The 25667-nt window shown below is 69.6% G+C and carries 28 protein-coding genes; 13 read left to right on the top strand and 15 right to left on the bottom strand.

Going from position 1 to position 25667, the window contains the following annotated elements; translation table 11 throughout:
- Positions 1–46: 46 nt before the first annotated feature.
- Positions 47–1438, bottom strand: coding sequence for an ATP-grasp domain-containing protein (locus Amac_RS00140; RefSeq protein ID WP_170322231.1), 1392 nt, complete (start codon positions 1436–1438; stop codon positions 47–49).
- A 514-nt stretch (positions 1439–1952) separates the two neighbouring features.
- On the opposite strand from Amac_RS00140, the gene Amac_RS00135 reads away from it, so the two are divergent.
- The 7 genes from Amac_RS00135 to Amac_RS00105 all read left to right on the top strand — a co-directional run bounded on the left by Amac_RS00135 (position 1953) and on the right by Amac_RS00105 (position 7573).
- Positions 1953–2483: a hypothetical protein gene (locus Amac_RS00135; protein ID WP_155352192.1), complete on the top strand. Its 531-nt coding sequence runs from the start codon at positions 1953–1955 to the stop codon at positions 2481–2483.
- Positions 2480–3538, top strand: coding sequence for a 3-deoxy-7-phosphoheptulonate synthase (aroF, locus tag Amac_RS00130; RefSeq protein ID WP_155352191.1), 1059 nt, complete (start codon positions 2480–2482; stop codon positions 3536–3538). Before Amac_RS00135 ends, aroF begins: the two co-directional genes overlap by 4 nt.
- A 58-nt stretch (positions 3539–3596) precedes the next feature.
- Positions 3597–5279, top strand: a complete 1683-nt coding sequence (locus tag Amac_RS00125; RefSeq protein WP_155352190.1) for an MFS transporter — start codon at positions 3597–3599, stop codon at positions 5277–5279.
- Positions 5280–5293: 14 nt separating this feature from the next.
- On the top strand, positions 5294–5872 hold the full coding sequence (locus tag Amac_RS00120; protein WP_155352189.1) for a chorismate--pyruvate lyase family protein: 579 nt from the start codon (positions 5294–5296) through the stop codon (positions 5870–5872).
- 47 nt (positions 5873–5919) lie between these two features.
- The gene (locus Amac_RS00115; protein ID WP_155352188.1) at positions 5920–6162 is read left to right on the top strand and encodes a DUF5302 domain-containing protein; all 243 of its coding nucleotides are present in this window, start codon (positions 5920–5922) and stop codon (positions 6160–6162) included.
- Complete coding sequence (locus Amac_RS00110) at positions 6162–6839, top strand: NUDIX domain-containing protein (protein WP_155352187.1); 678 nt, start codon at positions 6162–6164, stop codon at positions 6837–6839. The genes Amac_RS00115 and Amac_RS00110 overlap by 1 nt, the downstream gene beginning before the upstream one ends.
- A gap of 155 nt (positions 6840–6994) precedes the next feature.
- Positions 6995–7573 carry a hypothetical protein gene (locus tag Amac_RS00105; protein ID WP_246267967.1) on the top strand — a complete coding sequence of 193 codons (579 nt, stop codon included), beginning with the start codon at positions 6995–6997 and terminating at the stop codon, positions 7571–7573.
- Here Amac_RS00105 and Amac_RS00100 read toward each other — a convergent pair.
- The 3 genes from Amac_RS00100 to Amac_RS00090 all read right to left on the bottom strand — a co-directional run bounded on the left by Amac_RS00100 (position 7570) and on the right by Amac_RS00090 (position 10646).
- Entirely contained in the window at positions 7570–8265 is a 696-nt protein-coding gene (locus Amac_RS00100; protein ID WP_155352185.1) for a hypothetical protein, read from the bottom strand. The genes Amac_RS00105 and Amac_RS00100 overlap by 4 nt on opposite strands.
- A gap of 81 nt (positions 8266–8346) precedes the next feature.
- Positions 8347–10089, bottom strand: coding sequence for an ABC transporter ATP-binding protein (locus tag Amac_RS00095; RefSeq protein ID WP_218040798.1), 1743 nt, complete (start codon positions 10087–10089; stop codon positions 8347–8349).
- Positions 10090–10154: 65 nt separating this feature from the next.
- Entirely contained in the window at positions 10155–10646 is a 492-nt protein-coding gene (locus Amac_RS00090) for a hypothetical protein (protein WP_155352183.1), read from the bottom strand.
- A gap of 101 nt (positions 10647–10747) precedes the next feature.
- Here Amac_RS00090 and Amac_RS00085 point away from each other — a divergent pair, with 101 nt between their 5' ends.
- From Amac_RS00085 to Amac_RS00075, 3 genes are read left to right on the top strand one after another with little or no spacing between them, the layout of a single operon-like run.
- Entirely contained in the window at positions 10748–11035 is a 288-nt protein-coding gene (locus tag Amac_RS00085; protein WP_155352182.1) for a hypothetical protein, read from the top strand.
- 13 nt (positions 11036–11048) lie between these two features.
- Positions 11049–11543 (top strand): GNAT family N-acetyltransferase, encoded by a 495-nt coding sequence (locus Amac_RS00080; RefSeq protein WP_155352181.1) that lies wholly within the window; start codon positions 11049–11051, stop codon positions 11541–11543.
- Positions 11544–11561: 18 nt separating this feature from the next.
- Positions 11562–12599: a zinc-dependent alcohol dehydrogenase family protein gene (locus Amac_RS00075; RefSeq protein ID WP_155352180.1), complete on the top strand. Its 1038-nt coding sequence runs from the start codon at positions 11562–11564 to the stop codon at positions 12597–12599.
- On the opposite strand, the gene glgA is transcribed toward Amac_RS00075, so the two are convergent.
- On the bottom strand, positions 12584–13750 hold the full coding sequence (gene glgA, locus Amac_RS00070; protein ID WP_155352179.1) for a glycogen synthase: 1167 nt from the start codon (positions 13748–13750) through the stop codon (positions 12584–12586). The two genes, Amac_RS00075 and glgA, sit on opposite strands and share 16 nt — an antisense overlap.
- Positions 13751–13799: 49 nt before the next feature.
- Here glgA and glgC point away from each other — a divergent pair, with 49 nt between their 5' ends.
- Together glgC and Amac_RS00060 are read left to right on the top strand one after the other, a co-directional pair.
- Positions 13800–15026, top strand: a complete 1227-nt coding sequence (gene glgC, locus Amac_RS00065; RefSeq protein WP_218040797.1) for a glucose-1-phosphate adenylyltransferase — start codon at positions 13800–13802, stop codon at positions 15024–15026.
- 312 nt (positions 15027–15338) lie between these two features.
- Positions 15339–15734, top strand: a complete 396-nt coding sequence (locus Amac_RS00060) for an STAS domain-containing protein (RefSeq protein ID WP_155352177.1) — start codon at positions 15339–15341, stop codon at positions 15732–15734.
- Between the two features lie 3 nt (positions 15735–15737).
- Here the strand turns inward: Amac_RS00060 and Amac_RS00055 are convergent, their stop codons facing one another.
- The 10 genes from Amac_RS00055 to Amac_RS57100 all read right to left on the bottom strand — a co-directional run bounded on the left by Amac_RS00055 (position 15738) and on the right by Amac_RS57100 (position 23915).
- Positions 15738–16424 (bottom strand): VC0807 family protein, encoded by a 687-nt coding sequence (locus Amac_RS00055; RefSeq protein WP_246267965.1) that lies wholly within the window; start codon positions 16422–16424, stop codon positions 15738–15740.
- Positions 16425–16655: 231 nt separating this feature from the next.
- Positions 16656–17768, bottom strand: coding sequence for a fatty acid desaturase family protein (locus Amac_RS00050; protein ID WP_155352176.1), 1113 nt, complete (start codon positions 17766–17768; stop codon positions 16656–16658).
- 11 nt (positions 17769–17779) lie between these two features.
- A complete protein-coding gene (locus tag Amac_RS00045; protein ID WP_155352175.1) occupies positions 17780–18955 on the bottom strand; it encodes a ferredoxin reductase in 1176 nt (391 codons plus the stop codon).
- Between the two features lie 422 nt (positions 18956–19377).
- A complete protein-coding gene (locus tag Amac_RS00040) occupies positions 19378–19593 on the bottom strand; it encodes a hypothetical protein (protein ID WP_155352174.1) in 216 nt (71 codons plus the stop codon).
- Between the two features lie 118 nt (positions 19594–19711).
- Positions 19712–20671 (bottom strand): LysR family transcriptional regulator, encoded by a 960-nt coding sequence (locus Amac_RS00035; RefSeq protein ID WP_155352173.1) that lies wholly within the window; start codon positions 20669–20671, stop codon positions 19712–19714.
- An 85-nt stretch (positions 20672–20756) separates the two neighbouring features.
- Positions 20757–20954: a hypothetical protein gene (locus tag Amac_RS00030; protein ID WP_155352172.1), complete on the bottom strand. Its 198-nt coding sequence runs from the start codon at positions 20952–20954 to the stop codon at positions 20757–20759.
- A gap of 397 nt (positions 20955–21351) precedes the next feature.
- Entirely contained in the window at positions 21352–22596 is a 1245-nt protein-coding gene (locus Amac_RS00025) for a serine/threonine-protein kinase (RefSeq protein ID WP_155352171.1), read from the bottom strand.
- Positions 22593–23045 carry an STAS domain-containing protein gene (locus Amac_RS00020; RefSeq protein WP_170322230.1) on the bottom strand — a complete coding sequence of 151 codons (453 nt, stop codon included), beginning with the start codon at positions 23043–23045 and terminating at the stop codon, positions 22593–22595. The genes Amac_RS00025 and Amac_RS00020 overlap by 4 nt, the downstream gene beginning before the upstream one ends.
- A 193-nt stretch (positions 23046–23238) precedes the next feature.
- On the bottom strand, positions 23239–23637 hold the full coding sequence (locus Amac_RS00015) for an ATP-binding protein (RefSeq protein WP_170322229.1): 399 nt from the start codon (positions 23635–23637) through the stop codon (positions 23239–23241).
- A 146-nt stretch (positions 23638–23783) separates the two neighbouring features.
- Positions 23784–23915, bottom strand: a complete 132-nt coding sequence (locus Amac_RS57100) for a hypothetical protein (RefSeq protein WP_281356239.1) — start codon at positions 23913–23915, stop codon at positions 23784–23786.
- Between the two features lie 195 nt (positions 23916–24110).
- Between Amac_RS57100 and tnpC the strand changes: the two genes are divergently transcribed.
- The gene (gene tnpC / locus Amac_RS00010) at positions 24111–25577 is read left to right on the top strand and encodes an IS66 family transposase (RefSeq protein WP_155352169.1); all 1467 of its coding nucleotides are present in this window, start codon (positions 24111–24113) and stop codon (positions 25575–25577) included.
- Positions 25578–25667: the final 90 nt, after the last annotated feature.

Here is a 25667-nt window from a genome sequence, read left to right as displayed (position 1 = left end):
CGGCTTACCATTCCCTTTGTCTCCCGGAAGAGGTCGAACGTGGTCGTTATCGGGAGCCCGATACCGACATGGCCGGCGGTGCGGAGCCGTCGGCGGCGACGACCGTGACCTTCAGCGCCCTGCGCAGCCGGTCCAGCCGTTCGTGACATTCCCTGCGATTGCGGCCGGTGACGACGGCGAGCCCGATCCGCGCGGTGTGCCCGTCGGGGGACGGGTCCACGGCGCTGCCCGGCGCGACGTCCAGCACCAGCCGTTCCAGCCAGGCGGCCCGCCCGACCTGGTCGCTCAGCTGGGCGCCCAGCTCCAGCCGGGAGACCTTGCCCGGGGCGGGCGCGCTGAGGTAGGTGACGGCGGCCACCCGGTGGTGGCGCTGCGGCGTGACGGTGCTCGGCGCGCCGCAGGCGATCATGGTTTCGGCGGTGGCCAGGTCGGCCCCGGTGGCCAGGTAGACCAGCCGGGTGACCAGGTCGTGCAGCCCGGCGTTGACCGCCATCACGCACGGCCCCGCCGGGGTGAGCCGCATGCTCACCTGGCTGGCCCCGTCCTGCACGCCCAGCGCGCGCAGGCTCACGTTGGCGGCGTGCCGGATGGTCTGGTCGTCCAGCAGCGGGTCGGCGGCGTCCACCAGGTGGCCCAGGTCGGCCGCGCTGGGGGTGAAGTCCACCATGGTGCGGACGATGCTGACCAGCTGGGTGACCCCGCCGGCGGTCAGGCAGATCGCGACGATCTCCTGCCCGTCCAGGTGCTGCTCCACCAGCACGCCGCGCCGGCTGCCCAAGGTGGCCGAGGCCGAGGCCGCGCCCGCCGTGGCGGCGAAGCCGGTGATCAGCCGGCCGTGGTCCTCGGCCAGCCGGGCCGGGAAGCCGGTGGTCTTGAGCCGGGGCTTGAGCACGACCGGGTAGCCCAGCGCCTGGGCCGCCTCCTCGGCCTCGCCGAGGTCGACCGCGAGCGCCGAGCGCGGCACCGCGCAGCCGGAGGCCTCGACCAGGGTACGGGTGACCGCCCGGTCCCGGCTGGCGGTGGCGGCGGTCCTGCCGTACCCGGGCAGCCGGAGCCGGTCGGCGACGGCCGCCGCGGCGGCGAAGTGCCGGTCCTCCCAGCAGATGACCCCGTTGACGGGTTCCGGGTGGGCGGCGACGGCGGCGGTCAGGGTGGCCGCGGTCATCCCCGGCACCCACTTGTGGCCCACCAGGTACGGCCGCTGCCACGCGGCGGGGGCGGACCGGTCGAAGGCCACCACCCGGATCCCGGCCTCGTGCAGCCGGCGGAAGAGGTGCTCGCGGCCGGTCCTGTCGGCCTGGCCGCCGCCGATCATCGCGACCAGCGGGCCGGCCTCCGGCACCGCGCGAACGGTCCTGCGATGCGGCCACGGACGGCGCACCGGAGTCGGCACGGGCTCGGCGTCATCGGCGTCTGAATACGGAAAGGCAAGGTTCACAGCGGCCACCGTTCTACTCGGCGGGAATTGCATCGGGAATATGAAGTAAACGTCTCTAGATAAGATTCGAGAAGCTCTCTAGATAAGTTCCTGATTTAGTTTTCCGACTGCCTGGCGCCCTTCCCACTCACCGTCCGGCGACCGTCTCCCCGAGCACGCCAGGCAATCAATGCGATGGTCAGGCCCTTGACACGTGGTTGTCAAGGGCAGGATAAGAACATTTCTGATACCCCCTCGGCCCCTGACAGAATTGGTTTGTCAGTAAGCTGACAAGAGTCAAGTTCAGCGACCTCTCGCGTGCCATTTATGTGAACTTTCATCGAACCCCTAGCGTGATTCGAGTTCGCCTGTCTATGCTCCCGACTCAAAGAATTGAATCTTGTCAAGGACGCCGTCGAGAAGAAATAGCAGGTCATGAACATTGATCCGTGAGGATCACCAGTGCCCCGCCCCGAGCACCGCCTAGAACCCCAGTTCCACGCGGGCCGCGCGCCCGCTGACCCGAAGGAGCGGCATGCGCCGCAACCCGTTTCCCGGCACCGGACCCGATCGTCCGCGACCCTCGGCCTTCCCCGGCCATCTGGTGACCACGCCGCCGTACCCCACTCCCCCGCAGCCCGCCCCCGCCCCCGACCCGTACGCCGACGACCCGCCTGAGGCGGTCACCGGGCAGCGTCCGGTCCAGGGCCGGCACGCCCGCCCGATGCCGGTGGGGGTGCAGCCATGGCAAGGGTGGCTGCCCTCCGAGGAGGCCGACACCGACGTGCTCCCGGCCGTCGGCAGGTCCATCCCCGCCCCCCGGCGGCCGGTGCCGCTCTCGGCCCCGGTGGCAGACGCCGACATCGCCTACGAGATGCACCTGCGGCTGCGCACGGCGGCGGCCGGTCTGGAGAACCGGTCCCGCGAGACGCTCTCGCCGGACATGGTGGCGGCCGTCCGCGAGCTCAGGCAGCAGACCATGCAGCTGATGTCCGCCCTGGAGGCGGCCATCGAGAACCAGGGCGGCGTCCTGTGGCCGGGACCGGCACGGCGGGCGCAGCGATGATCATCTCAATGAGCCCAGGGGCCACCGCCGAGGACATCGCCTCCGTCGTCGACACCGTGACCGCCCGCGGCTGCGAGGCGTATGTCAGCCAGGGTGTCAGCCGTACCATCATCGCCCTGTCCGGAGCGGTCGAGCAGATCGGCTCGCTCGACCTGCGGGGGGTCGCCGAGGTGCGGCGGGTGTCCGCGCCGTACAAGCTGGTGAGCCGGGAGGGGCACGCCGAGCGGTCCACCGTCTGGGTCGGGCCGGTGCCGATCGGGCCCGGCACGGTGACGCTGATCGCCGGGCCGTGCGCGGTCGAGTCACCGCAGCAGACGCTGGAGGCGGCCCAGATGGCCAGGGCCGCCGGAGCGGTGCTGCTGCGCGGCGGCGCGTTCAAGCCGCGCACCTCGCCCTACGCGTTCCAGGGACTCGGCGAGGCCGGGCTGAAGATCCTGGCCGAGGTGGGGGCCGAGACCGGCATGCCGGTGGTCACCGAGGTGGTGGACGCCCGCGACGTCGACCTGGTCGCCTCCTACGCCGACATGCTGCAGGTCGGGGCCCGCAACACGCAGAACTTCACGCTGCTGCGCGCGGTCGGCAGGTCGGGCCGCCCGGTACTGCTCAAGCGCGGCATGAGCGGCACGATCGAGGACTGGCTGCTGTCCGCCGAGTACATCGCCCAGCAGGGCAACCTGCGGGTGGTGCTGTGCGAGCGCGGGATCAGGACCTTCGAGACCGCCACCAGGAACACCCTGGACATCTCGGCGGTGCCGGTGGCGCAGCGGCTGTCCCACCTGCCGGTGCTGGTGGACCCGTCGCACTCGGGCGGCCACCGCGACCTGGTGCTGCCGCTCTCGCGGGCGGCCATCGCGGTCGGCGCGGACGGGATCATCGTGGACGTGCACCCCCGCCCGTCGCAGGCGCTCTGCGACGGCGCGCAGGCGCTGGTCCACGACGACCTGCGCGAGCTGGCCGAGACGGTGACCGCCTTCGCCCCGCTGGTGAACCGAATCCCCGCGATCTCCCCGTTGACGCTGACCGGGCACGCCGCCCGGGTTCCGGTCGGCGCTTGAGACGACGGCACGCGGGCGCCACTCCCCGGCGCCCGCGGCACTCGGACAGGAGAACCCGATGACCGCTCTCCCCGCTCGGCGCGGACGCACCGCGCTGACCCTTCTGGTGTGCATGGGCGCGGTGGCGCTGTCCATGGCCGACTCGATCGGAGCGACGTTCGCCGTCCCGAGCATGACCAAATCCGCCATCGGGATCGGCCTGGAGCGCACCGACCTGCAGTGGGTGATCACCGCGTTCGCGGTGCCCTACGCGGCGCTGCTGCCGACCGCGGGGCGGATCGCCGACCTGGTCGGGCACCGGCGGCTGCTGGTGCTCGGGCTTGGCGCGTTCACCGCGGGCGCGGCCATCGCGATCACCGTGAACTCCTTCCCGCTGCTGCTGGCGGCGCGTGCGGTGCAGGGCGTGGGCACGGCGGCGATGGTGCCGTCGTCGCTGGCGCTGATGCTGGCCGGGTTCCCTGACGAGCGCAGGGCCGCGGCGATCGGCGCGTGGAGCGCGGCGCCGGGGCTGAGCGGCGCGCTGATGCACGCGGCGGGCGGTTTCCTCGGTGAGGGTCTGGGCTGGCGCGCCTACTTCATGCCGAGCGCGATCGTGGGAGCGCTGCTACTCTGCGCCGCGCTGGCCCTGCCGCACACCCGCCGGCTGGCCGGGCGGCTGCCCGACCCGTTCGGCACCGCCCTGCTGTTCGGCTCGCTCTCGATGATCGTCTGGGCGATCGTGCAGAGCCCGACCTGGGGCTGGAGCACCCAGCTGGCGGCCGCCCTCGGCACCGGTCTGGTGCTGCTGGCGGTGGCCGTCTGGCGGTCCTCGCGGCACCCGGTCCCGGCCATCGAGCTGGCGGTGTGGCGGATCCCGATGTTCGCCCTGGCCGGGCTGCTCTCCATCCTGTACGGCCTGATCGCCTTCCCGATGCTGGTGATGGCGCCGATGTACCTGCGGGACATGTGGCCGGACGATCCGGTCCTGCTGGGGGCCGGCCTGGCCCCGATCTCGCTGGGGGTGCTGGTCTCCGGCCTGATCTCCGGGCAGCTGACCAAGAGGCACGGGCCGCGGCCGGTGATCTACACCGGCGCGCTGCTGGTCACCACGGCCTGCGTCTGGCTGATCACCCAGGGCATGCAGGACGGGCCGCCCCGGCTGCTGGAGGTCTGGCTGCCCTCCAGCGCGGTGTTCGGCCTGGGCCTGGGCGCGCTCAGCACCGCGATCTCGGCGGCGGCCGCGCTGTCCGGCGGACCCGAGCGGTACGCGGCGGCGACCGGGGCCAGCCAGTCGGCCCGGCAGGTCGGGGCCGCCCTGGGCGTGGCCCTGGCCGCCGTGCTGATGGACCACCCGATCGTGTCGGGGCCGATGCCCGGCTACAGCTCCGCCGTGCTGTCCTGTCTGGCCATGGCGGCGCTGGCGGGCGTGCTCGGGTTGTTCCTGGCCCCGGCCCCCGCCAAGGTCAAGGTCAAGAAGACCCCACCGGCCCCCGCGGCGCCGGCCGAACCCGCGGAGACCGCCGGGCGGGTGGTCCCGGTGCTCGTCCGCCGTGAGCCCCCGCCCCGGCGTCCCGCCCCCGAACCGGCCCCAAGCCAACCGGCCCCGAGCCCGTCAAGCCCGCCCCAGGTCCCGGTCAAGTCGCTCATCGCGCTCTACGAGGCGGCCGGGCGGGTGGCCGAGGCGGCCGACACCGTGCTCTCGAAGCACGCCATGAACGAGCAGGCGCAGCAGAAACCGCGCCACAACGCTCACACCAATTGAAGGGAACACCCGATATGAACATCGCGCCGGAAGCGCTCACGCGCATGATCCTCGGCCACGACGGCTCGACCACCCGCATCCTGTCCGCCTTCCTGGGCGAGCCGCTGCGGGTCAGGATCGGCCGGCAGGAGCGCATCCAGGCCGGTCTCGCGCTGGCCGCCGAGGTCCGCGCCCACCTGCGGATCACCGCCGAGCAGACCGTCATCGTCCGCTACTCCGAGCTGGTCAGGGCCAGCGGCCACGCCGTCTCGGTCAACCGGGTGGTCATGATGCCGGACCGGCACCCGGTCATCGAGCGCATCTTCGACGGCGGCGACGTGCCGCTCGGGCGGCTGCTCGACGAGCACGTGCCCGGCCACCACCGGATCCTCCTGCGCGTCGGCACCCGCTGGTTCAACGGGTGGGCGACGGACAGCCGTACCAGCGCGAGCCGCAGTTACGTGATCATGCTCGGGGACACGCCGCTGCTCTACGTCGAGGAGATCTTCAGCCCCCGGATCGTGCCGCCGGTCACCGACGCCGACCCCCGCCCGGCCAGGGAGCCGGCGCTGCCGTTACACCTGATCCCGCAGTGGCGGGAACCGGTCACCTGAAAACTCGCTTGTCACGGCGCGGTAGGGTGGGTGATCAGGAGGTTCCGATGTCTGAGACCACGGCAGAACCCACCCCGGAACCCGCAGAGGACACAGCCGATATCGCTGTGTCCGAGGGGGACGAGGGGGAGGACGAGCTGAAGCGCAAGTTCCGGGAGGCGCTGGAGCGCAAGCGCCAGACGCAGGCCGACCGGAACGCCAAGGGCGCTGGCAAGGGGTCCTCGAAGATCCACGGCACCCACGGCGTGGTGGGCGGTAAGCGGTCCTTCCGCCGCAAGAGCGGCGGCTGATGACCACCGAGATCACCGGGGTTCCGGGGATCGACGTTCCGGACGGTCGCGGCCGGACCGGCCTCGACCAGGCCGGCCGCGATCTGACGGGCAATCCGCGGGTGCTGGTCCGCGACGTGCAACTGCTCTCCTGCAGCTGGTACGTGTTGCTCAAGACGACCTTCGACTACCAGCACGCCGACGGCCACTGGTCGGTCGAGCACCGGGAGACCTACGACCGGGGCAACGGCGCCACCATGCTGCTCTACGACGCCGCGCGCCGCACGGTCCTGCTCACCCGCCAGTTCCGTTACCCGGTGTACGTGAACGGACACCCGGACGGCATGCTGCTGGAGACCCCGGGGGGCCTGCTCGACGCCGACGACGCCGAGACCGCGGTCCGCCGCGAGGTTGAAGAGGAGACCGGTTACACCATCGGATCTATCGAACACGTTTTCGACGTGTTCATGAGTCCTGGCTCCGTGACCGAATGTGTGCACTTCTACGCGGCGCCGTACCAGGCGGAATCGCGCCTGGCGGCCGGGGGCGGGGTGGCCGAGGAGGGCGAGGACATCGAGGTTGTCGAGCTGCCCTTCGCCGAGGCGCTGGCCATGATCAGGCGCGGTGAGATCGCCGACGCTAAGACGATCATGCTGCTGCAGTGGGCGGCACTGGAGGGCCCCTTCCGCTCCGCGTGATCGAGGCGCACACTGGAAAGTGACATCACGGACGAAATCGCATGGGAAAGCACATGGGAAATCGCACCGAACGACTCGTTTCAGGCCAACCACCGGCAGCGGTTCCGCTGCTGGGCAAGGGAAAGCACCGCAATCCGCGCAAGGGTGCGTGCTTCATGGAGTTCGCGTCCTACCTGGCCGGAGAGAAGTGGAGCGACCACCCGTCCTGTACGCATCCGCTGCTGGCCGGTCTGGCCCGGCTGGTCAACGACCACACCACGGACGAGAACCGGCAGCTGCTCGCGCCGCTCATCCCGTCGGTGATCGGGCTCACCGGCGACGACCCGCGGATCGAGGTGGCGATCGCGCTGCGCTGCGCGACGACCGCGTTGCCCGTGGTGGCCGCCGAGCGGCAGCTGGCGCTCGCGGTGTCCGTACTGGCCGCCGAGCATGTGCTCGGCGAGCTGGAGGGCAGGGCGCCCGGTCTGGAACCGGCCAGCCGCGAGGCGCTTGACCGGGTTCCGGAAGCGGCGCGCTGGGCCCGCGGGTTCCGCGGCGGCGTGCACATCTCGCGCCGGGGTTTCCGCAGGTACGCGGCCCCGAACACGGTCCAGCTCGCGGTCCGGGGCATCGCCCAGGCGTGCATCCAGGATCCGGATCGGCTGCTCAGGGAGCTGCTGACCGGGGCGATCCAGGACTGCGCGGCGGCGGTCAGGACCGAGACGGCGATCCGGGAGGTCGCGCCGGTCAGCTAGAGGACGGCGCAGCCGATCCGGATCGGCACGCGTGCCGACCAGCGGCCGGAGACCAGGTCATGCGCCTGCGCGTACGCGTTGGCGGGCTTGCCGGGGCCTGAGCAGTCGAACAGGCCGGTCTTGCGGCCGAAGCTGCCCCCGGCGAAACCGGCGTGGGCGGAGGCGCCGAGCGTGACGCTGTACGCGACGCGGTTGGTGGCGGAATAGCGCACGAACAGCCGTACCTGGCCGTAGTTGTAGTGGCTGCCGTTGATCTTCAGTTTGGGGATGTCGTCGGTCGAGGTGGCCGTGCCGCTCTTGGGCTTGATCGTGTACTTCGAGATCCACAGTTTGGCGGCCACCTTGCGGCCCGGGCTGGCGGCGTTGTCGGCCGCGGCCTGGCTGCGCACCCTGGGGTGCACGCAGACGTCGTCGCCGTCGAAGGCGTCGCGCCAGACGTAGCCGGTCAGGCAGGTGTGGGCGCCGTACGCGCCGGAGGTCCAGCGGGTGTGCTTCACGCTGTTGTCCAGCGCGGTCTGGTCGCGGTTGCCGGGGGTGACGCAGACCAGGTCGGAAGGCTTGGCGCCCCGCCAGACGTACCCCTGGCGGCAGGTGTCGGGCCCGGAGTCCGCGGCGGCGGCGGAGGTGGCGGGCAGGGTGGCGCCGAATCCGGCGATCGCGACGGCGGCCAGGCCGAGGAGGATGCGGTTCATGAGGGGGGCTCCAGACGGGCGGATCTGCTGCTCCCCTGTTATGGACCCGGCCGCCTGCACATCTCTTGACTGATACTTGATTCAGGCGGTCTGAAGCCCTGTATAGACGCCGCCGGAGCGCAAAAGTTCCTCGTGGGAGCCCGTCTCGGCGATCCTGCCGCCGTCCAGGACCACGATCCGGTCGGCGGTGCGGATCGTGGAGAGCCGGTGGGCCACGACCAGCACGGTCCGGCCCGCGACCAGCCTGGCCAGGGCCTGCTGGATGAGCGCTTCTGAGCGGGTGTCGAGCGCCGAGGTGGCCTCGTCCAGGATCAGCACCCGGGGATCGCGGATCAGCGCGCGGGCGATGGCCAGCCGCTGCTTCTGGCCGCCGGACAGGCGCGCGCCGCGCTCCCCCACGACCGTGTCGAGGCCGCCGGGCAGGCGGTCCACGAACTCGGTGGCGTTGGCGTCCTGCAACGCCTGGCGCACGACCTCGTCGGGGACCTCGGGCATGCCGTAGGTGACGTTCTCCCGGATGCTGCCCTCGAACAGGATGGACTCCTGCGGCACGACCGAGACGAACCTGCGGTAACTGCGCAGGTCGAGGGCCTCCATGTCGCGGCCGTCCAGCAGGATCCGGCCGCCGGTGGGCCGCAGGAAGCCGATGACCAGGTTGAGCACGGTCGACTTGCCCGCCCCCGACGCGCCGACCAGGGCGACCGTCTCCCCGGGCACGACGCTCAGGTCGAGGCCGGCCACGGCGACGCGCCCGGTCTCGTACGCGAACGAGACGTTCTCGAAGTCGAGCCGCCCCGACACGGACGCCACCTCGGCCTTGCCGGCGTTCTGCTCCAGGTCGGGTTCCTGCAGGACCTCGCCGATGGACCGGACCGACTCCAGGCCCTTGGCGATGATCGGGGACAGGCTCATGAGCGTGGTCACCGAGGCGGTCAGCGTGGTGAAGAAGGTGCTCAGCATGACCACGTCGCCGGGGGTCAGCACGAACACCTCGTAGTAGGAGATCAGCGCCGCCCCGGCCAGGCAGGCCACGCCGAGCACGTTCAGCAGGATCCAGGCCAGCGCGCCGAACCTGCCGTTGACCAGGTCCAGCTTGAGGCCGGTGCGGAGCACCTTGGTCAGGGTGCCGTCGACCCGGTGCAGCGCGTCCTTCTCCAGGCCGTGCGCGCGGGTGATCGGGATGAGGTGCGTCATCTCGGTCACCCGCGAGGACAGCAGCTCCACCTCCTGGCGGAAGCTCTCGTTGTTGGAGCGCAGCCGGTCGCGCATCCTCATCACCAGCACGGCCGCGGCGGGCACGACCACCAGGAACACCGGCAGCGCGGCCGGCACCCGGACGGCGATCACGGTGATCCCGCCCGCCATCGTGACCAGCGCGGCCAGGCCCATGTCGCTGGCCTGCTGGGTCATCTGCTCGACGCCCTCCACGTCCCGGATCACCTTGGTCTGGAGCACGGCCGCGCTGACCCGGGAGTGGTAGCCGATGGACAGTTCCTGCATCCTGCGGCACAGGGCCGAGCGCAGGCCGGTGCCCACCCGCCGGATGGCGCCGCTGAGGGCGCGCACGTAGAGCAGGTGGAACGGGTAGTTGAGGATCAGCAGCAGGCAGAGCACCCCGGCGTTGACCCAGAGTTCGCCGACCGGGCGATGCTCCACCAGCACGTTGACGATGTTGGCGGTGACCAGCGGGAGCAGCCAGGTGGGGCTGTGCTTCACGATGAACGCGAGCACCGCCCCCAGCAGCCGCCGCCGGTGGTCGCGGTAGAGGTAGGCGAGGGTACGGACCGGATGTTCTCCCCTATACCGGTGTTCGAGCTCGCCCACGAATACCCCCGGGTGAAAAGACCTACAAACAACGTAGATCTTTCCTTATGTACGTTTCGAGCGGATTACTGGGTGCTGTACAGGATCTTCCATGCCTGCTCGTACAGGCAGTTGAGGGACGGCTTGCTGTGCTTGGCCTCGCTGCAGACCTTGAGCTCGACCAGGTAGACGCGCTTGTCGGTGAAGGTGAAGGACTTGGCCGACTTGTACGTGCAGTCGCGGATCGTCCGGTGCTTGAACGGGAGCGAGCCGTCGGCCTTCATGTAGGTGATGCGGAACACCGCGTATCCGCAGGTGCTGCTCTTGGTCAGGTCGTACGCCTTGCCGGTGACCTTCACGGTCGCCAGCGGGGGGATGGTCTCCTTGTTCAGGTTGGTGGCGAGCAGGGTGCCCTTGGCGTACGCCTTCTTGCCGGGCGAGTAGCGGTCCCAGCTCTTGCGGGCCTTGTAGATCGAGGCTTCGCCCGTCTTGGAGGCGACGGGGGCGGGCGCGGCCAGGGCTGGGGCGGCGGGTAAGAAGAGGATCGCGGCTGCGATCAGACCTGCTAGTGCGCGCATGGCACGTTCCTTTCACGCGATTGCGCCTAGAATCCAGCACGCTGAGGGCTTTGCGCCAGGTTTCCCTCGGAAATACGTTTCTTCCGGCGTACCATCCGGCCATGGACGTCATTCACCCCCAGCGAGTGGCGTGGGACACGGCCCGGGTCTTCGTGGCCGCGACCACCGCTGACGCGTACTGGTGGCTCAGCGAGATGGTGGGGAACCACCTGGGCGTGACGTACCAGCTGAAGCTGGCGGAGACCCGGCTGCGGCTGCTGACCGAGGACGCGTCGATCGCCGAGTCGGGCATGTGGCGGGTACGGCTGCAGGACGTCATCGCCGAGCGGCCGGAACTCGCGCGCGTGCTCATCGACCTCACCCGGGAGACCGCGGCGCGCCTGCCGTGACTACCGTGGACACATGATCAGAACGTTGCGGGCGGAGGACCTGCCCGCGGTCACCGCGATCTACGCGCACTACGTGACCGAGAGCGTCGCCACGTTCGACGAGGTGCCGCCGAGTCAGGAGGCCTGGCGCGCGAAGGCCGAGGACATCGAGATCCGTGGCCTGCCGTTCCTGGTCGCCGAGGTGGACGGGGTGGTGGTGGGGTACGCCTACGCGGCGGCGTACCGGCCTAAACCGGCTTACCGGCACACGGTGGAGGACACGATCTATCTGGCTCCGGGGCGTACCGGGCAGGGGATCGGGCGGGCGCTGCTCAAGGAGTTGCTGGGGCTGGCGGCTCAGGCGGGGGCGCGGCAGATGATCGCCGTGATCGCCGACAGCGGGCCGGAGTCGGCGGCGACGCTGGCCTTGCACGCGTCGGAGGGGTTCACGGAGGCCGGGCGGTTGCGGCATGTGGGGTTCAAGCAGGGGCGCTGGCTGGACACGGTGTTACTGCAGCGCCCGCTCTGACCGGTCTACGCTGGGCGGATGCGCGCGGTGGTCTATGACGGGTTCGGGGTTTCGCCGGAGGTTCGGGACGTGGTGGAGCCCGGGCCGCCGCCCGGGGGTGTGGTGATCCGGGTGGAGGCGACCGGGTTGTGCCGGAGCGACTGGCACGGCTGGCAGGGGCATGACGCCGATATCCAGAAATTTCCGCATGTTCCGGGGCATGAGTTCTCGGGGGTCGTCGCGGAGGTCGGGGCCGGGGTGCGGCACTGGGCGGCGGGTGACCGGGTCATGGCGCCGTTCGTCTGCGCGTGCGGGTCGTGCTCGGACTGCGCCAGGGGTGACCAGCAGGTCTGCGCGTACCAGACCCAGCCGGGGTTCACGCACTGGGGCTCCTTCGCTGGATATGTCGTGATTAATCACGCCGATGTGAACCTGATCCGGCTGCCCGAGGGCATGTCCTTCGCCACCGCGGCCAGCCTCGGCTGCCGCTTCGCCACCGCGTTCCGCGCGGTCACCGCCCGCGCGTCGGTACGGCCCGGCGAATGGGTCGCCGTCTACGGCTGCGGCGGCGTCGGCCTGTCCGCGGTCATGATCGCGGCCGCCGCCGGGGCGCAGGTGATCGCGATCGACACCTCGCCGGACGCCCTCGCGCTGGCCCGGCGTTTCGGCGCGGCCGAAAGCCTGCTCGCCGGGGACGGTGATCTGACCGGCCAGATCGTGGAGCTGACCGCCGGAGGGGCGCACGTGTCGATGGACGCGCTGGGCGACCCCGGCATCTGCGCCCAGTCCATCCAGAGCCTGCGGCGGCGCGGGCGGCACGTCCAGATCGGGCTGCTTCCCCGGGGGGCCGAGCTGCCGATGGGGCGGGTCATCGCGTACGAGCTGGATCTGCTGGGCAGCCACGGCATGCCCGCGCACGCGTACCCGCCGATGCTGGAACTGATCGCGGCGGGCCGGCTCACCCCGGAGGCGCTGATCACCAGGACGATCTCCCTGGACGAGGCGGTCCCCGCCCTGGTCGGCGGCTCCACGCCGGGGGTCACGATGATCGACCCCTGGCGTCACAGCGACATGTAAAGCTCCCGGGTGCGTTCGGCGATGCGCGGCCAGGAGAAGTGATCGATCGCGCGGCGGCGGCCCTGCCGGCCCATGTCGTCGGCCAGGCCGGGGTCGGACAGCAGCGCGTTGACCCGGGACGCGATCGCGACCGCGAAGGCCTCCCGGTCGTGCGGCTCGCCGTCGGGGCCCTGCTCGATCGGGACCAGCAGGCCGGTCTCCTGGTCGGCGACGACCTCGGGGATGCCGCCGGTGGCGGTGGCCACGACCGCCGTCTCGCAGGCCATCGCCTCCAGGTTGACGATGCCCATCGGCTCGTAGACCGACGGGCAGACGAAGACGGTGGCGTGGGTGAGGATCTCGATGACCTCGGGGCGGGGCAGCATCTCGGAGATCCAGATGACGCCCTTGCGGGTGGTGGCGAGTTCCTCGACCAGCGCGGTCACCTCGGCGGCGATCTCCGGGGTGTCCGGGGCGCCCGCGCAGAGCACGAGCTGGGCGGCGGGGTCGAAGGAGTGCGCCGCGCGGAGCAGGTGGGCCAGGCCCTTCTGGCGGGTGATCCGGCCCACGAACACGACGTACGGCCGGGCGGGGTCGATGCCGTGGCGGGCGAGGGCGGCGGCTCCGGGGGCGGGGGCGTACTCGCCGGTGTCGATCCCGTTGTGAATCACCGTCACCCTTTCGGGCGAAATTTCGGGATATGCGGTGAGGACGTCGGCGCGCATGCCCTCCGAGACCGCGATGATCGCGTCGGCGGACGCCAGGGCGGTGCGTTCGGCCCAGGAGGAGAGGGTGTAGCCGCCGCCGAGCTGCTCGGCCTTCCAGGGGCGGAGGGGTTCCAGGCTGTGGGTGGTGACGACGTGCGGCAGGCCGTACAACATCTTGGCGACGTGGCCGGCGAAGTTGGCATACCAGGTGTGGCTGTGCACGAGGTCGGCGCCCAGGCAGCCCGCCGCCATCTCCAGGTCCACGCCGAGCACCTGCAAGGCCGGATTGGCCGACTCCAGGCCGCCCGGGATCCGGTAGGCGGTGGCGTCCTCGCGCGGCCCGCCGAAGCAGCGGACCCGCACGTCCAGCAGGCGGCGCAGCTCGCGCGCCAGATACTCCACGTGGACTCCGGCCCCCCCGTAAACCTCGGGCGGGTACTCGCGGCTGAGCAGATCGACACGCATATGCTCACCCTAGTGTTTGCGACCCTTTTGACGGGTTAAGGTCATGGCCATGAGGGTGCTCGCAGTCGTGCTCGCCGGTGGCGAAGGCAAACGTTTGATGCCGCTCACCGCTGACCGGGCCAAGCCGGCCGTGCCGTTCGGGGGGATCTACCGCCTGGTCGACTTCGTGCTGTCCAACCTGGCCAACGGGCATTATCTGAAGATCGTCGTACTGACCCAGTACAAGAACCACAGCCTGGACCGGCACATCTCGCGGACCTGGCGGCTGTCGGCGATGCTCGGCAACTACGTCACCCCCGTGCCCGCCCAGCAGCGGCTCGGCCCGCGCTGGTTCGCCGGCTCCGCCGACGCGCTGTTCCAGAACTTGAACCTGATCTACGACGAGTTGCCCGACCACGTGATCGTGTTCGGCGCCGACCACATCTACCGGATGGACCCCCGGCAGATGGTCGACCAGCACATCGACTCCGGCGCCGACGTCACCGTCGCCGCGATCCGGCAGCCGCTGGCCCTGGCCGACCAGTTCGGCGTGATCGAGACCGACCCCACCGGCCGCCGCGTGGTCGCCTTCCGCGAGAAGCCCACCGACGCGGTCGGCCTGCCCGACGCGCCCGACCAGGTGTACGCGTCGATGGGCAACTACGTCTTCAAGACCCAGTCCATGATCGAGGCGCTCCGCGAGGACGCCATGGACCCCGCCAGCAAGCACGACCTCGGCGGCAACATCATCCCCATGATGGTCAAGGCGGGCGGCGCCGAGGTCTACGACTTCGCCCACAACGTCGTCCCCGGCTCCACCGAACGCGACCGCGGCTACTGGCGCGACGTCGGCACCCTGGACGCCTACTACGACGCCCACATGGACCTGATCTCCGCCCACCCCGTCTTCAACCTCTACAACGACCGCTGGCCCATCTACACCGGCCACGATCCCCTGCCCCCCGCCAAGTTCGTCCACAACGACGGCGACCGCATCGGCCACGCCATCGACTCCCTCGTCTCCGCCGGGGTGATCGTCTCGGGAGGTACGGCCCTGCGCTCGATCCTCTCCCCCGGCGTCATCCTGCACTCCCACTCCCAGGTCGAGGACTCGGTCCTGATGGGCTGCGTCAAGGTCGGCCGCGGCGCCATCGTCCGCCGCGCCATCATCGACAAGAACGTCATCATCCCCGACGGCGCCCGCATCGGCTTCGACCTGGAAGAAGACCGCAAACGCTTCGCCGTCACCCGCGGCGGCATCGTCGTCATCGGCAAAAACGAAATCCTCGACCGCTGACGCTCGGGCCCCACCCCATGATCGCCAGACCTTCGACCAGGGAGGCGCTCGTCGGCGCGCGTCCGTTCGGGGCCTTGCAGCACAAGGTACGAGCGCTTCCAGCCAAAACCAGTCCTGCTGCCCCTGGCGAGTGTCTGTAGTCATCACCAGCGGTGATAACCCAGGTCGAGATCGGTGACTTCCGTGCTGGCGGGGTTGATGGATGATGGGGGTCATCGCAACGATCTGGGTTGACACGATCAAGAGCGTCCTTCACGCCGTCGGGACTTCGTGGCCACGGTGTCCGGCACGTCCGTCCCCGGAGGAATCGGCATGAACGCCACCCTCAGCCCCAGCACCCCTCGCGATCAGATCGTCGGACCGTTCATGATCAACTACTGGCATCTGCGCATCGACCAGCTGCTCGACCCGCCTGGGCTGCGGATCGAGGGAGAGCTCGACGTCGCCACGCTGCCTGCCCTGACCTGGGCGCTAGCCGAGATCGCGGGAAACGGTGACATCTGCCTGGATCTGGCCGCTCTGACTTTCATCGACGTCGGCTGCTTGCGCGTCCTGGTCACCACCGCCGCCCGACTGGCAGACGGGCATGTACTGACGTTGTGGTCCGCGTCGCCGCAGTTGCGGCGCTTGCTGGAGCTCCTTCGCTGGCACGGGACGCCCCGGCTTCGGCTGCGGAGCGCGCCGCTGCCCCGCCGCGTGAGTGCATGACCTTTAAGTCGGCTGCACGCTCCCGCGACCAAGACGGCGAACGACGCGCAGGAAGGCCCAGACCGAACCGAGGAAGGCCAGAGTGCTGATGCACGCCACCGCGACGGGACGCACCAGCAGGTAGACCTCGATCGGCTGGCTCAGCAGCAGCCAGATACTCAAGCTGGCGTTGATCAGCAGGACCAACGCCCACCACCCGGTCAACCAGGCGAAGCACCGCCGGACCCGCTCATGCTTGGCCACGAGCGCGGGTAGATGGACGTACTCGAGGATCAGCTTGCCCACCAGCGGGCGGCGCAGCCGCATAGAGATCAGGAACGCCATGCTGATGCAGATGGTGCCCAGCTCGGGCTGCAGGAAGTAGAGGACCGCACTGCCGCTCCACAGCGCGAGCGCGGACCTGGCGGTAATCGCGACCAGGGCGAGGATCATGGTCCCAGAGATCGGCCGACGGAGAAGCAGCCGCCCGGCCACATTGCCGTACACCCACGCGAGTACCGCGGCCAACGCACCGGTCAGCCCGAAGACGCTCAGCCCCACGTAGAACACCGCCAGAGGAACGACCACACCCTCCAGCAGCCGGGGCACGGCCTGTCTGGCCAGCGCCCTGACGCTCGGGAACGACACTCGCACCGGGCCCGCATCGGCCGGACGGGCGCCGCTGTCGCTGCTGACCTGAACGGTCGCCATGACATCCTCTGGATCCGGAGATAGGTGACCAAAGGCGACCCAGCAGTCACATGACCCCGGACATATGCCCCATGAGGGGAGGCGACCGGGCGCTTCCAGTCAATGCCACCCGCCAGGATGCGGATACGGGCGTTCCCAGCAAGGCTCATCTTCAACGCTGATCACCAGAGCGCCGCTCGTTTCCCCGTCAATCGGCTCTCATCGCCCTGGGCGCGGTCAGGGCGTCCGGGGTCAGGCCACGGCTTTGAGCTTCCTGGCTGGCGAAGTGACCGCCGGTGGACGCTGTCCGGGCCCTGGCAATGCCAACCGCAGGACGCGCTTCCAGACCGAGCCTGTCTGACGGGCCAGTGAATCGGATGTATAGGCGAGGTCGAACCGCTCACATAGGGCCCGGACCCGGGGCGCGATCTCGGCGTACCGGTTGCTGGGCAGGTCGGGGAACAGATGGTGTTCAATCTGGTGGCTCAGGTTGCCGCTCATGATGTGGAACAGGCGGCTGCCGTCGATGTTGCACGAGCCGAGAAGCTGGCGTAGGTACCATTCACCCCGGGTTTCACCCTGGAGGCGGTCCTCGGTGAAGACTTCGGCGCCTTCGGGAAAGTGGCCGCAGAAGATGATGGTGTGCGCCCACACGTTGCGGGCCAGGTTCGCGGTCAGGTTGCCGAGCAGGACGGGCAGGAAGGCCGGACCGGCGAGCAGCGGAAAGGCGATGTAGTCCTTGATGATCTGCCGTTGTATCTTGCCTGCGACGGCGCGCAGCTGGGCCATGGTCTCCTTCAGGCTCTTCTGCCCAGACGGGATGCGCTCGAGCTCCAGGTCGTAGATCGCGATGCCGTACTCGAAGAACAGGGCCAGCAGCGTGTTGTAGAACGGCTGGGCGAGGTAGACCGGATGCCATTGCTGCTCCGGGCTGATCCGCAACGCCGAATAGCCGATATCCCGATCCTTGCCGAGCACGTTCGTCCAGGTGTGGTGGACGAAGTTGTGCGAGTGCTTCCACAGGTCGGCCGGGCAGGCGCTGTCCCACTCCCAGGTGGTCGAGTGGATCTTCGGATCGCGCATCCAGTCCCACTGCCCATGCAGGACGTTGTGGCCGATCTCCATGTTCTCAAGGATCTTCGCGGTGGCCAGTGCCGCGGTCCCGGCGGCCCAGGCGGGCGGCAGCCAGGAGGCGAAGAGCAGCACCCGACCGCCCAGCTCCAGCTTGCGCTGGGTGGAGATGATGCCGCGGATGTAGCGCGCGTCCTGCTCGCCAAGGCTGGCGAGCACCTCCTCCCGGATCTTGTCCAGTTCCCGGCCGAACTCTTCGACATCGGCCCGGGTGAGATGCGAGGTGGCAGGCATGAACGTTCCTCTCAAAGCTCAATCTCGATGGGACCGGCGGCGGCCGACACGCAGGTCTGGATCAGGTCCCCCGCTTCACCGTGGACCTGGCCGGTGCGCAGATCACGTACTCGACCGGAGCGGAGACGCCCGACGCAGCTGTGGCAGATGCCCATGCGGCAGCCGCTCGGCATGAGAACCCCCGTATCCTCGCCGACGGTCAGCAACGGCGTTACGCCGTCGGCATCCGCCTCCCGGCCGGTCTTGGTGAAACGCACGCGTCCGCCCTCACCGCCAGATGTCAGGACCGTCGGGCGGAAGTGCTCGATGTGCAGCCGATCCTCCGGCCCGGTCCAGTGCGCCACGACCTCGTCGAGCATCGCGGCCGGCCCGCAGGCCCAGACGGAACGCTGTGCCCAGTCCGGGCAGAGCCCGGCCAAGTCCGCCGGCCTGAGCCGTCCCGCGCTCCGCGTGTGCCGCTCATACAGCCGCAGGTACGGGGATCGCGCGGCGAGGTGCCGAAGCCGTTCACCGAAGATGACGTCCTGGGGTGTCGGCGCCGAATGCACCAGCACCACGTCGGGCAGCGCGCGTCGCTCCTGCACGGGCGGCCACTTCGGGTGAACGGCTTCGGCGCCCGCCGGGGAAGCCTCCGCGCTGCTGCGGCCGGTACCCGTGGGGGTCTCGCCGGCCAGCAAACTGCTCAGTATCGCCATCACCGGTGTGATGCCGCTGCCGGCGGTCAGGAACAGCAGACGCGGCGGTGGTGGCTCCGGGACAACGAACTCACCCTCCGGCCCGGCCAGCCTGACAATCGTCCCGGGCGCCGTGCGCCGTGCGAGGTGATTGGAGACGAGTCCGTCCGGGATCGCTTTGACCGTGATCGTGAAGCAGCCGTCGGGCCGTTCCGGCGGTGACGACAGCGAATAGGTCCGCCAGTGGCGTCTGCCCTGGATATCGACGCCGATCCGGACCCATTGGCCGGGGCGGTGCGCGCTCCAGCCACGGCCGGGGCGGATCACCAGGGTGGCCGCGTCGGCGGTTTCGCGGTACACGCCCTCGACCCGGCCGCGCAGTTCCTCAGCCGACCAGAGCGGGTCCAACAACCCCAGGTAGTCCTCTGGCAGCAAGGGTGTCGACAGCCAATGGGCGGCCTTCGCCAGCCGCCGCAGAACCGTCGGCCCAGGCAAGCCGAATTCCGCACTCATCCTCCCCACATGCCCCCCTGGGGCACTGCCGAGCGAATCCTTCGGCTCCGAATACCCGCCAGTGATCACGGTGCGCGATCCGGCAACGTCCTGGCTCAACTTCCCAAGCACGTCACGAACCCAGGTCTTCCGCCGGCCCGCGAGAGCGACCTGCACATCAGAACTCGCCGTGATCGCCGTCGCCCGCGTCGGCATAGGCGCGAGGCAGCGAATGGAGAGCGGCATCCAGCCCTTGCGCCGGTGGCTTAGGGGCGTTTGCAACGATCATGACACCTGGTCGCCTTTCTCGACGCGGAAGAGGCCGGCCCTGCCGACCGTGTTCGGGTGATACCCGCTGATTCATAAAGGGGTCGCCGTAGCATCCGCCGAAATCAATAGATCGTCTGACCAGGGATGTCGCTGAGAATCGTGTCGCCACTGCCTCATGCGGTGACGAGTGCACCGAGGGCGGCGGCGCGGTCGACGTCGTGGCCGAGGCCGACGTCGAACCCGTTGATGGCCTTGACCAGGCCGGCAGAGGCGGCCTGGTCAAGGCCTTCCGGCATCACCCCAAGCCGCGCCAGCCGGGCGTGCTGGGCGGGGTCATCGGCGGCCGGCCCGGCGGCCAGAACGGCGGCCGGTGAGCAGGTTGTAGCCAAGAAGCAGGACTGCCGCCAAACTCGTTCACCTTGAACCAACACCCCGGCGTGCCATGCGGAAACAGGGGATCGGGGAAGGACCGATCACCAGAACCGATGACCAGGACGCGGAGGCGCGTCAGACGGTTTCCTCCCCCTGGCCGATGACCGCTGGAGCGTCCGCAGGCGAGGTCGGCCCGGCGGGGTGCAGCCAGCCGAGCCGCTGGGCGAGTCCCCGTGCGTCTTGGAGGACGGCGGCCAGGTGGGGAGAGGGGTTGCCTTCGCGCCACAGCAGTGACCAGGGATAGTGCGTGACCGGTTCGGTCAGCGGCCGCCAGATGGTGCCCGGCCGGTTGGAGGTGCGGGAGGAGGAGGGGATGCAATGCACGCAGCGGTGCTGGAGCACCAGATCGGCGGCGGCGCGGGTGCTCTCCACGGTTCCCTCATAGATGGTGGGCGCGAACCCGGCCGAGCGGCACAGCTCGATGACGAACTGGTTGAGCTCCGGTGTCTGGCCGTCCTCGCCGAGCAGCAGGAGCTCGTCGGCGAGGGCGGCGACGGGTACCCCGTCCTGGGCGGCGAAGCGGTGGTCGTCGGGGATCAGCACGCCGAGCGGGTCGAGCCTGATCAGCTCGGAGGCCACCTCGGGCGGTGCCTGGGAGGCGCGCCCGATGCCGATGTCCAGCCGCCCGTCGGCCAGTTGCCGGTACTGTTCGGGGGTGCCCGCTTCGACCTGGTGGATGGTGAAATCCGGATGGCTGCGCTGGACCTCGCGCAGGATCTGGGGCATGGAGTCGTAGGAGGCGTCGATGATGCCGGCGCGCAGTGTCGGCGATGACGCGACGGCGTTGCGCGCGGCCAGCGCCGCGCGGTTCACGTGGTCCAGGATCTGGCGCGCCTCGATGAGGAAGGCAGCGCCCGCCGGGGTCAGGTCCACGTGGTGGGTGCTGCGGTCCAGCAGCCGCACCCCCAGCTCGCGCTCCAGCCGCTGCACCTGCTGGCTGAGCGCGGATTGCACGATGTGCTCCCGGGCGGCGGCCCGGCCGAAATGCAGCTCCTCGGCCAGCGTCACGAAATAGCGCAGCTGGCGTAACTCCATGCCGCCACCCCTTCCCGATCGGGCGGCGCCGATATGGACCGTCTACCTCACTTTAGATCCTCACGGGGCTGTGGCAGCCCTGGCGTTACTGGCTGGGCTGGGGTGTCTGGCAGGCGATCTTCGGGTTCATGCCGAGGTAGTTGAGGGGGCCTGCCAGGATCGTCACGGCGATGGTGGCCCCCTGGTTGCAGTTCTCCACCGGTCCTGCGTAGTAGTCGCGTTGGCCTGCCGCGATGACGCCGGCGATCAGCCACAGGATCAGCAATATCGATGCGATGCGCATCGGTTCTACCTCTATCTTCGTCAATTCACGGGGGGCGTCGGAGGGTGATGGGGACAACGCCGGGCATCGTGCGATTCGACGGCATCCAGGCGGGATCGGCCGCGCGACCTGGCCTCGCCGGGCGGACATGCGCCGCGGTCAGGCGGCTCGGAATTCCAGTGTCCTCCCCGGCCTCGGACGGGGAAACGAGCAATGATCAGGCCGGTTATCACCGGAATCGATGAGCGTGCGTGCCGTGCCCCGAGGACGTGGCTCACACGGGCCGTTCGTGCACGTAACACCAGCGCCAGACTCGTTGGTGGCCGGGTCGGAGGGGGGAAGATGATGGTCCATGTCTGTCCTGGTCTGTCCTCAGCTCAGCCTGGGGCACCGGCCCTTTGGACCGTCGGGCCGCTCGCTAGCCACACCTCCCCTGGGGCCGGGCGCTGGGGTTCAGGGCGTGGCTGGCGATGTCGCGGTCTAAGGCCATGCGTGCCCAGCGGAGCGCGGTGGAGGGATCCAGTCGGTGCGGGATGCGATCTGCTGGGGTGTAGCTGAGCCATTGGTCGATGAGCCTGCCGAGCGGCTCGGGCACGGCTGGGATGAAACGGTCGGCGCGCTCGGGCCGGGTCCCGGCTTGCATCAGGTGCCGCACCTGCAGAAGATCGGTATCGGCGTTGGCGCCGGTTTCGGTTTCGAGCTCGCGTCGCAGCGGTGCCAGGCCGGTCAGCAGCCAGTAGGCCAGGGCACCCACGCCGTACAGGTCGGACAGGCTGCTGGGGGCGGTGGCGGTGCCGCCGAGTTGCTCGGGGCTGGCGAACCACTTGGTTCCCCCGGGCAGGAACGTGGAGACGCTGTGCCCGGCCTGGTGTAGTTGTGACATTCCCCAGTCGATGATCCTGATGTTGCCGGGGCCGTCCAGCACGATGTTCTGCGGCTTGATGTCGAGGTGGATGATGTTGCTCATGGCGGCGGCCTCCAGCCCGGCCAGCACCTGGTCCAGGACCCACAGGCTCCACTTCAGGGGGACGCCGGCGCCTGGCCGGTCTTGGAGGTGAAGGTTGAGACTGCCCGGCTGGTAGAGGGGGGAGATGAGGTAGACCGCCTTGGACCTGCGGTCCTGGCCGGAGTCGATGATCTGCCCGATGTGCGGGTCGTGCAAGCGCATGCTCCGGACCTCGCGCAGGAAGGTGCGGAACCGCTGGGGGTCGCCGTGGGGCTGGTGGAACACCTTGGCCACGACGGTGGTGGCGGGGTCGGCCAGTTCGTATGCCTTGTACAGGGCGGCCATGCCACCGGAGTCGGCGCCCAGGGGCGCATAGATCCGCCAGTGGCCGTTTAGCACCATGATCGGCGTGAGGTCGTGGCCGTCGGCGGGTGCGGGCGCCTGCTGCCGCGCGGTGTGGCCCGTGGTGTGGCCCGTGGTGTGGCCCGCTTGGGTCTGCAGCCGTGGCAGGTGTTCGCTGTTGGCTCGCTGTCGCCTGGCCCCGGCCATGATCTGCTCGGCTTCGGTGCGGGCCCGGGCGAGTACTGCGGCGGCCTCGGCCTGGGCACGTCGCAGCACCTGGCGGCGCAGCCGTTCCAGTTCGGCTGTCGGCGCGCCGGGATGAGGGGAGGCCACGCACCTGCCGGTGTGCCGGGCTCGCCGGTAGGGCGCCCTCATGACGCTGGGGGCATCCACCGGGCCGGTGATTCGTGAGCGTCATCAGGTGGATCAGGCCAGGGGGGCAGCGGCGCGTACATGCGAAGACCGAGCGTCTTGTGCCAGCCGGTGAGGTTGAGCAGGCGTCGCGCGTGCCGGGGCACCGACCGCAACGTCAGGACGTGGCCGATGGGCAGAGCGGCGGCGGCGGTGACCAAGGCACGCAGCCCGGCGACATCGACGAATGCCAGGCCGCTCAGATCGACGCTGAAGCTGCCGCCGCCCATCGAGGCCAGCGCCCGGGTCAGGGCGGGCAAGGTGGCGTAGTCGAGCTCACCCTCGATCCGCAAGCCCGCACGATCTACCAGCGGGGTGATGCGCAGGAGCCGGTCAGCTGCTGTGCGAGGCATGAGCGCGAGGACAGGTGCCAGGACGGGACCGGGGATGCCGGGTGCGTCCGTGGTGTTCATGCCTACTCCTACGGAGGAGTGCGGGAACGATGGCCGCGAGGGCCAGGCGGCAGGAACACGTTGCGATGGTGGCCAGCGTGGACGATGCGGTGAAGTGCGATGCGATGCGATGACCTGATCATCTAGCGGATTCGGCGGAGCGGAAAGCATCAATCTCGACCGCGCTTATCACCCCCGGTGATCACCAGATGGATCAGGCCCCTGCCCGCACCCGATGATGCAGGCACAGGTGCAGCCGGGCCATACCCGCAACGCGTTCGAGGCTGACCTCGTCACATAGGCGGCGGATCAGCCACAGACCGGCACCATGACCGACGGCGGGTTCGGGTCCGGTGTCCAGATGGGCGTCGGTCAGGGTGCCTGCGGCATCAACGAACTCCAGGCTCACGCCCACCTCGTCGCTCCACGCGGTGAGGGTGCCGCTTCCGCCGCCGTGCTGCAGCACGTTGGTGGCGGCCTCGTTGGCGGCGATCACCAGATCCAGCAGGCGCTGCCCGCTCAGGCCGGCTCCGGTACCGAAAACGCGGACACGGTCGCGCAGCTCTGCCAGGTCGCTGGTGATCGGCCACTGGAACCGGAGGTCAAAAATCACGGTGAATCGCCGTCTCTCGAAGGTGAGGTTGATTCGCCCGCCTCCCTGCTGCCCAGCGCTGGCTGTCCCATGCCGATGATCACCTTGACCTGCTGACACGGGAACTGCGGCCAAAAGTTCATGCCGGTGATAATGGGCGTGGGCTTTCAGCGGGGCCAGGACCAGTCGCGGATGTCGGCGGGGTCCTCGCCGTGTTCGCCGGTGTGGGCGCGGGCGCGCAGCCGGTGGTCGGTCATCTGCCGGCGGACCTGCCCGGCGTTGCCGTCCAGGCTGCTCACGCGCCGGGGAGGGTGGTCCAGGACGCCGTATGGAGATTCGACCCCCCCGGGCAACTTTTCGTGGTGCCCGATAAGAGCAAACATCATCACAATAATTGGTAAACATTCACGTCGTGCGCTGGGTGTAGTGGTGCGGCTGGATGCGTGACTTTCCGTCACTTTGATCTACCGGCCGACAGATGATGTGATCTTCGGGTGTCCGGCCTGGAGGAGCTGTCCCGCGAGGAGCTGATCGCTCTGACGCGTGCCCTCATGGCCGAGAACGCCGCTCTGAAGGCGGAGGTCGCCCAGCTGCGGGAACGCGTGGCCAAGCTGGAACGGCTGGTCTCACGCAACAGCGGTAACTCCGGGATGCCACCATCGGCCGACGACCTTCCTGGCCGCAAGAAGCCGAAGGACCGCACGGCCGGCAGCACCGGCCGGCGCAGGCCGGGAAAGCAGCCCGGCGCCGAGGGCAAGGCGCTGGCCTGGTCGGACGACATCGCCGACGGCGCCATCATCAATCACTACCCGCAAGGGCCGTGCGGGTGCGGGGCCGATCTCGCCCTGGCGGCCGATCTGGGAGTGACCGCTGCTCACCAGCAGATCGAGATCCCGCTGGTGGTGGCCCGGCGCGTCCAGCACAACCTGCACACGCTCGCCTGCCGGTGCGGCGCCGTGCACACCGCGCCGCGTCCGGCGGGAGTGAACGCCGCGCCCGTCAGTCTCGGTGTCAATCTGCAGGCCTGGTGCGTGTATCTGCTGGTCGTCCACGCGATTCCGGTGCACCGGTGCGCCGAGCTGGTGGCCTCGCTGACCGGCGCCACCCCCTCGCCCGGGTTCGTGCACGGCCTGATCGGCCGGGCCGCCGCCGCGGTCGCGGCGGCCAACGCGCGCATCCGGATGCTGCTCACCCTCGCCTACGTCGTCTCCTGCGATGAAACGCCGGTCCGGGTGGGACCGAAGAAGACCGGGAAGTATCTGCTGGTGGCCTGCACCGAGTTGCTGACCTGGTACATGCTCGGCGGACGCGACCTGGCCACCTTCAAACGGTTCGTCTTGGCCGAGGTGACCGGCGTGGTGGTGCACGACCGCTACCAGAACTACGACGCCGCCGACCTCGGGACACGAGACCATCAACTCTGCGTGGCGCACCTGATCCGCGATCTCGAAGACTGCGCCGAGACCTACCCCGAAGCCCGCTGGCCCCGGCAGCTTCAGATGGCGCTGCGCGGCCTGATCCACGCCGCCAACCTTGCCCGCGAGCAGGGCGGGGACGCCATCGCGGCGGGCACATTGGCGATGTTCACGAAGATGTTCCGCGGCGGGGTCGCCGTCGGCCTGTCAGAGGTCAAGCGTGTCCCCGGCCCGGCCAAGACCGTCACCCAACCGGTCGGCCGGGTCCTGCTGGAGGTCCTGCGCGACCGGGCCGACGACGTCCTGCGCTTCGCTCATGACCTGCGGATCCCGCCCACCAACAACCAGGCTGAGCGCGACCTGCGACCCGCCAAGACCCAGCAGAAGATCTCCGGACGGCTCCGCTCCGAGCGGCACGCCCGGCATCGGTATGCGATCCGCGGCTACCTGTCCACCGCGATGAAGCACGGTCTGGATGTCATGACCGTCCTGCGCGATGCGCTGCTGGGCAGGCTCTGGATGCCACCCGGCCCTGCTACGGCCTGACACTACGAAGCCGCCGTACTCACGCACGCGCAAGGACGATCACACAGCGCGATCGTCAGAACTCGAAATGCGCGGGACGTGAATGCTTAC

Source organism: Acrocarpospora macrocephala, assembly GCF_009687865.1.
GTDB classification, from domain to species: domain Bacteria; phylum Actinomycetota; class Actinomycetes; order Streptosporangiales; family Streptosporangiaceae; genus Acrocarpospora; species Acrocarpospora macrocephala.
This window is presented reverse-complemented; position numbering and strand designations above follow the sequence as displayed.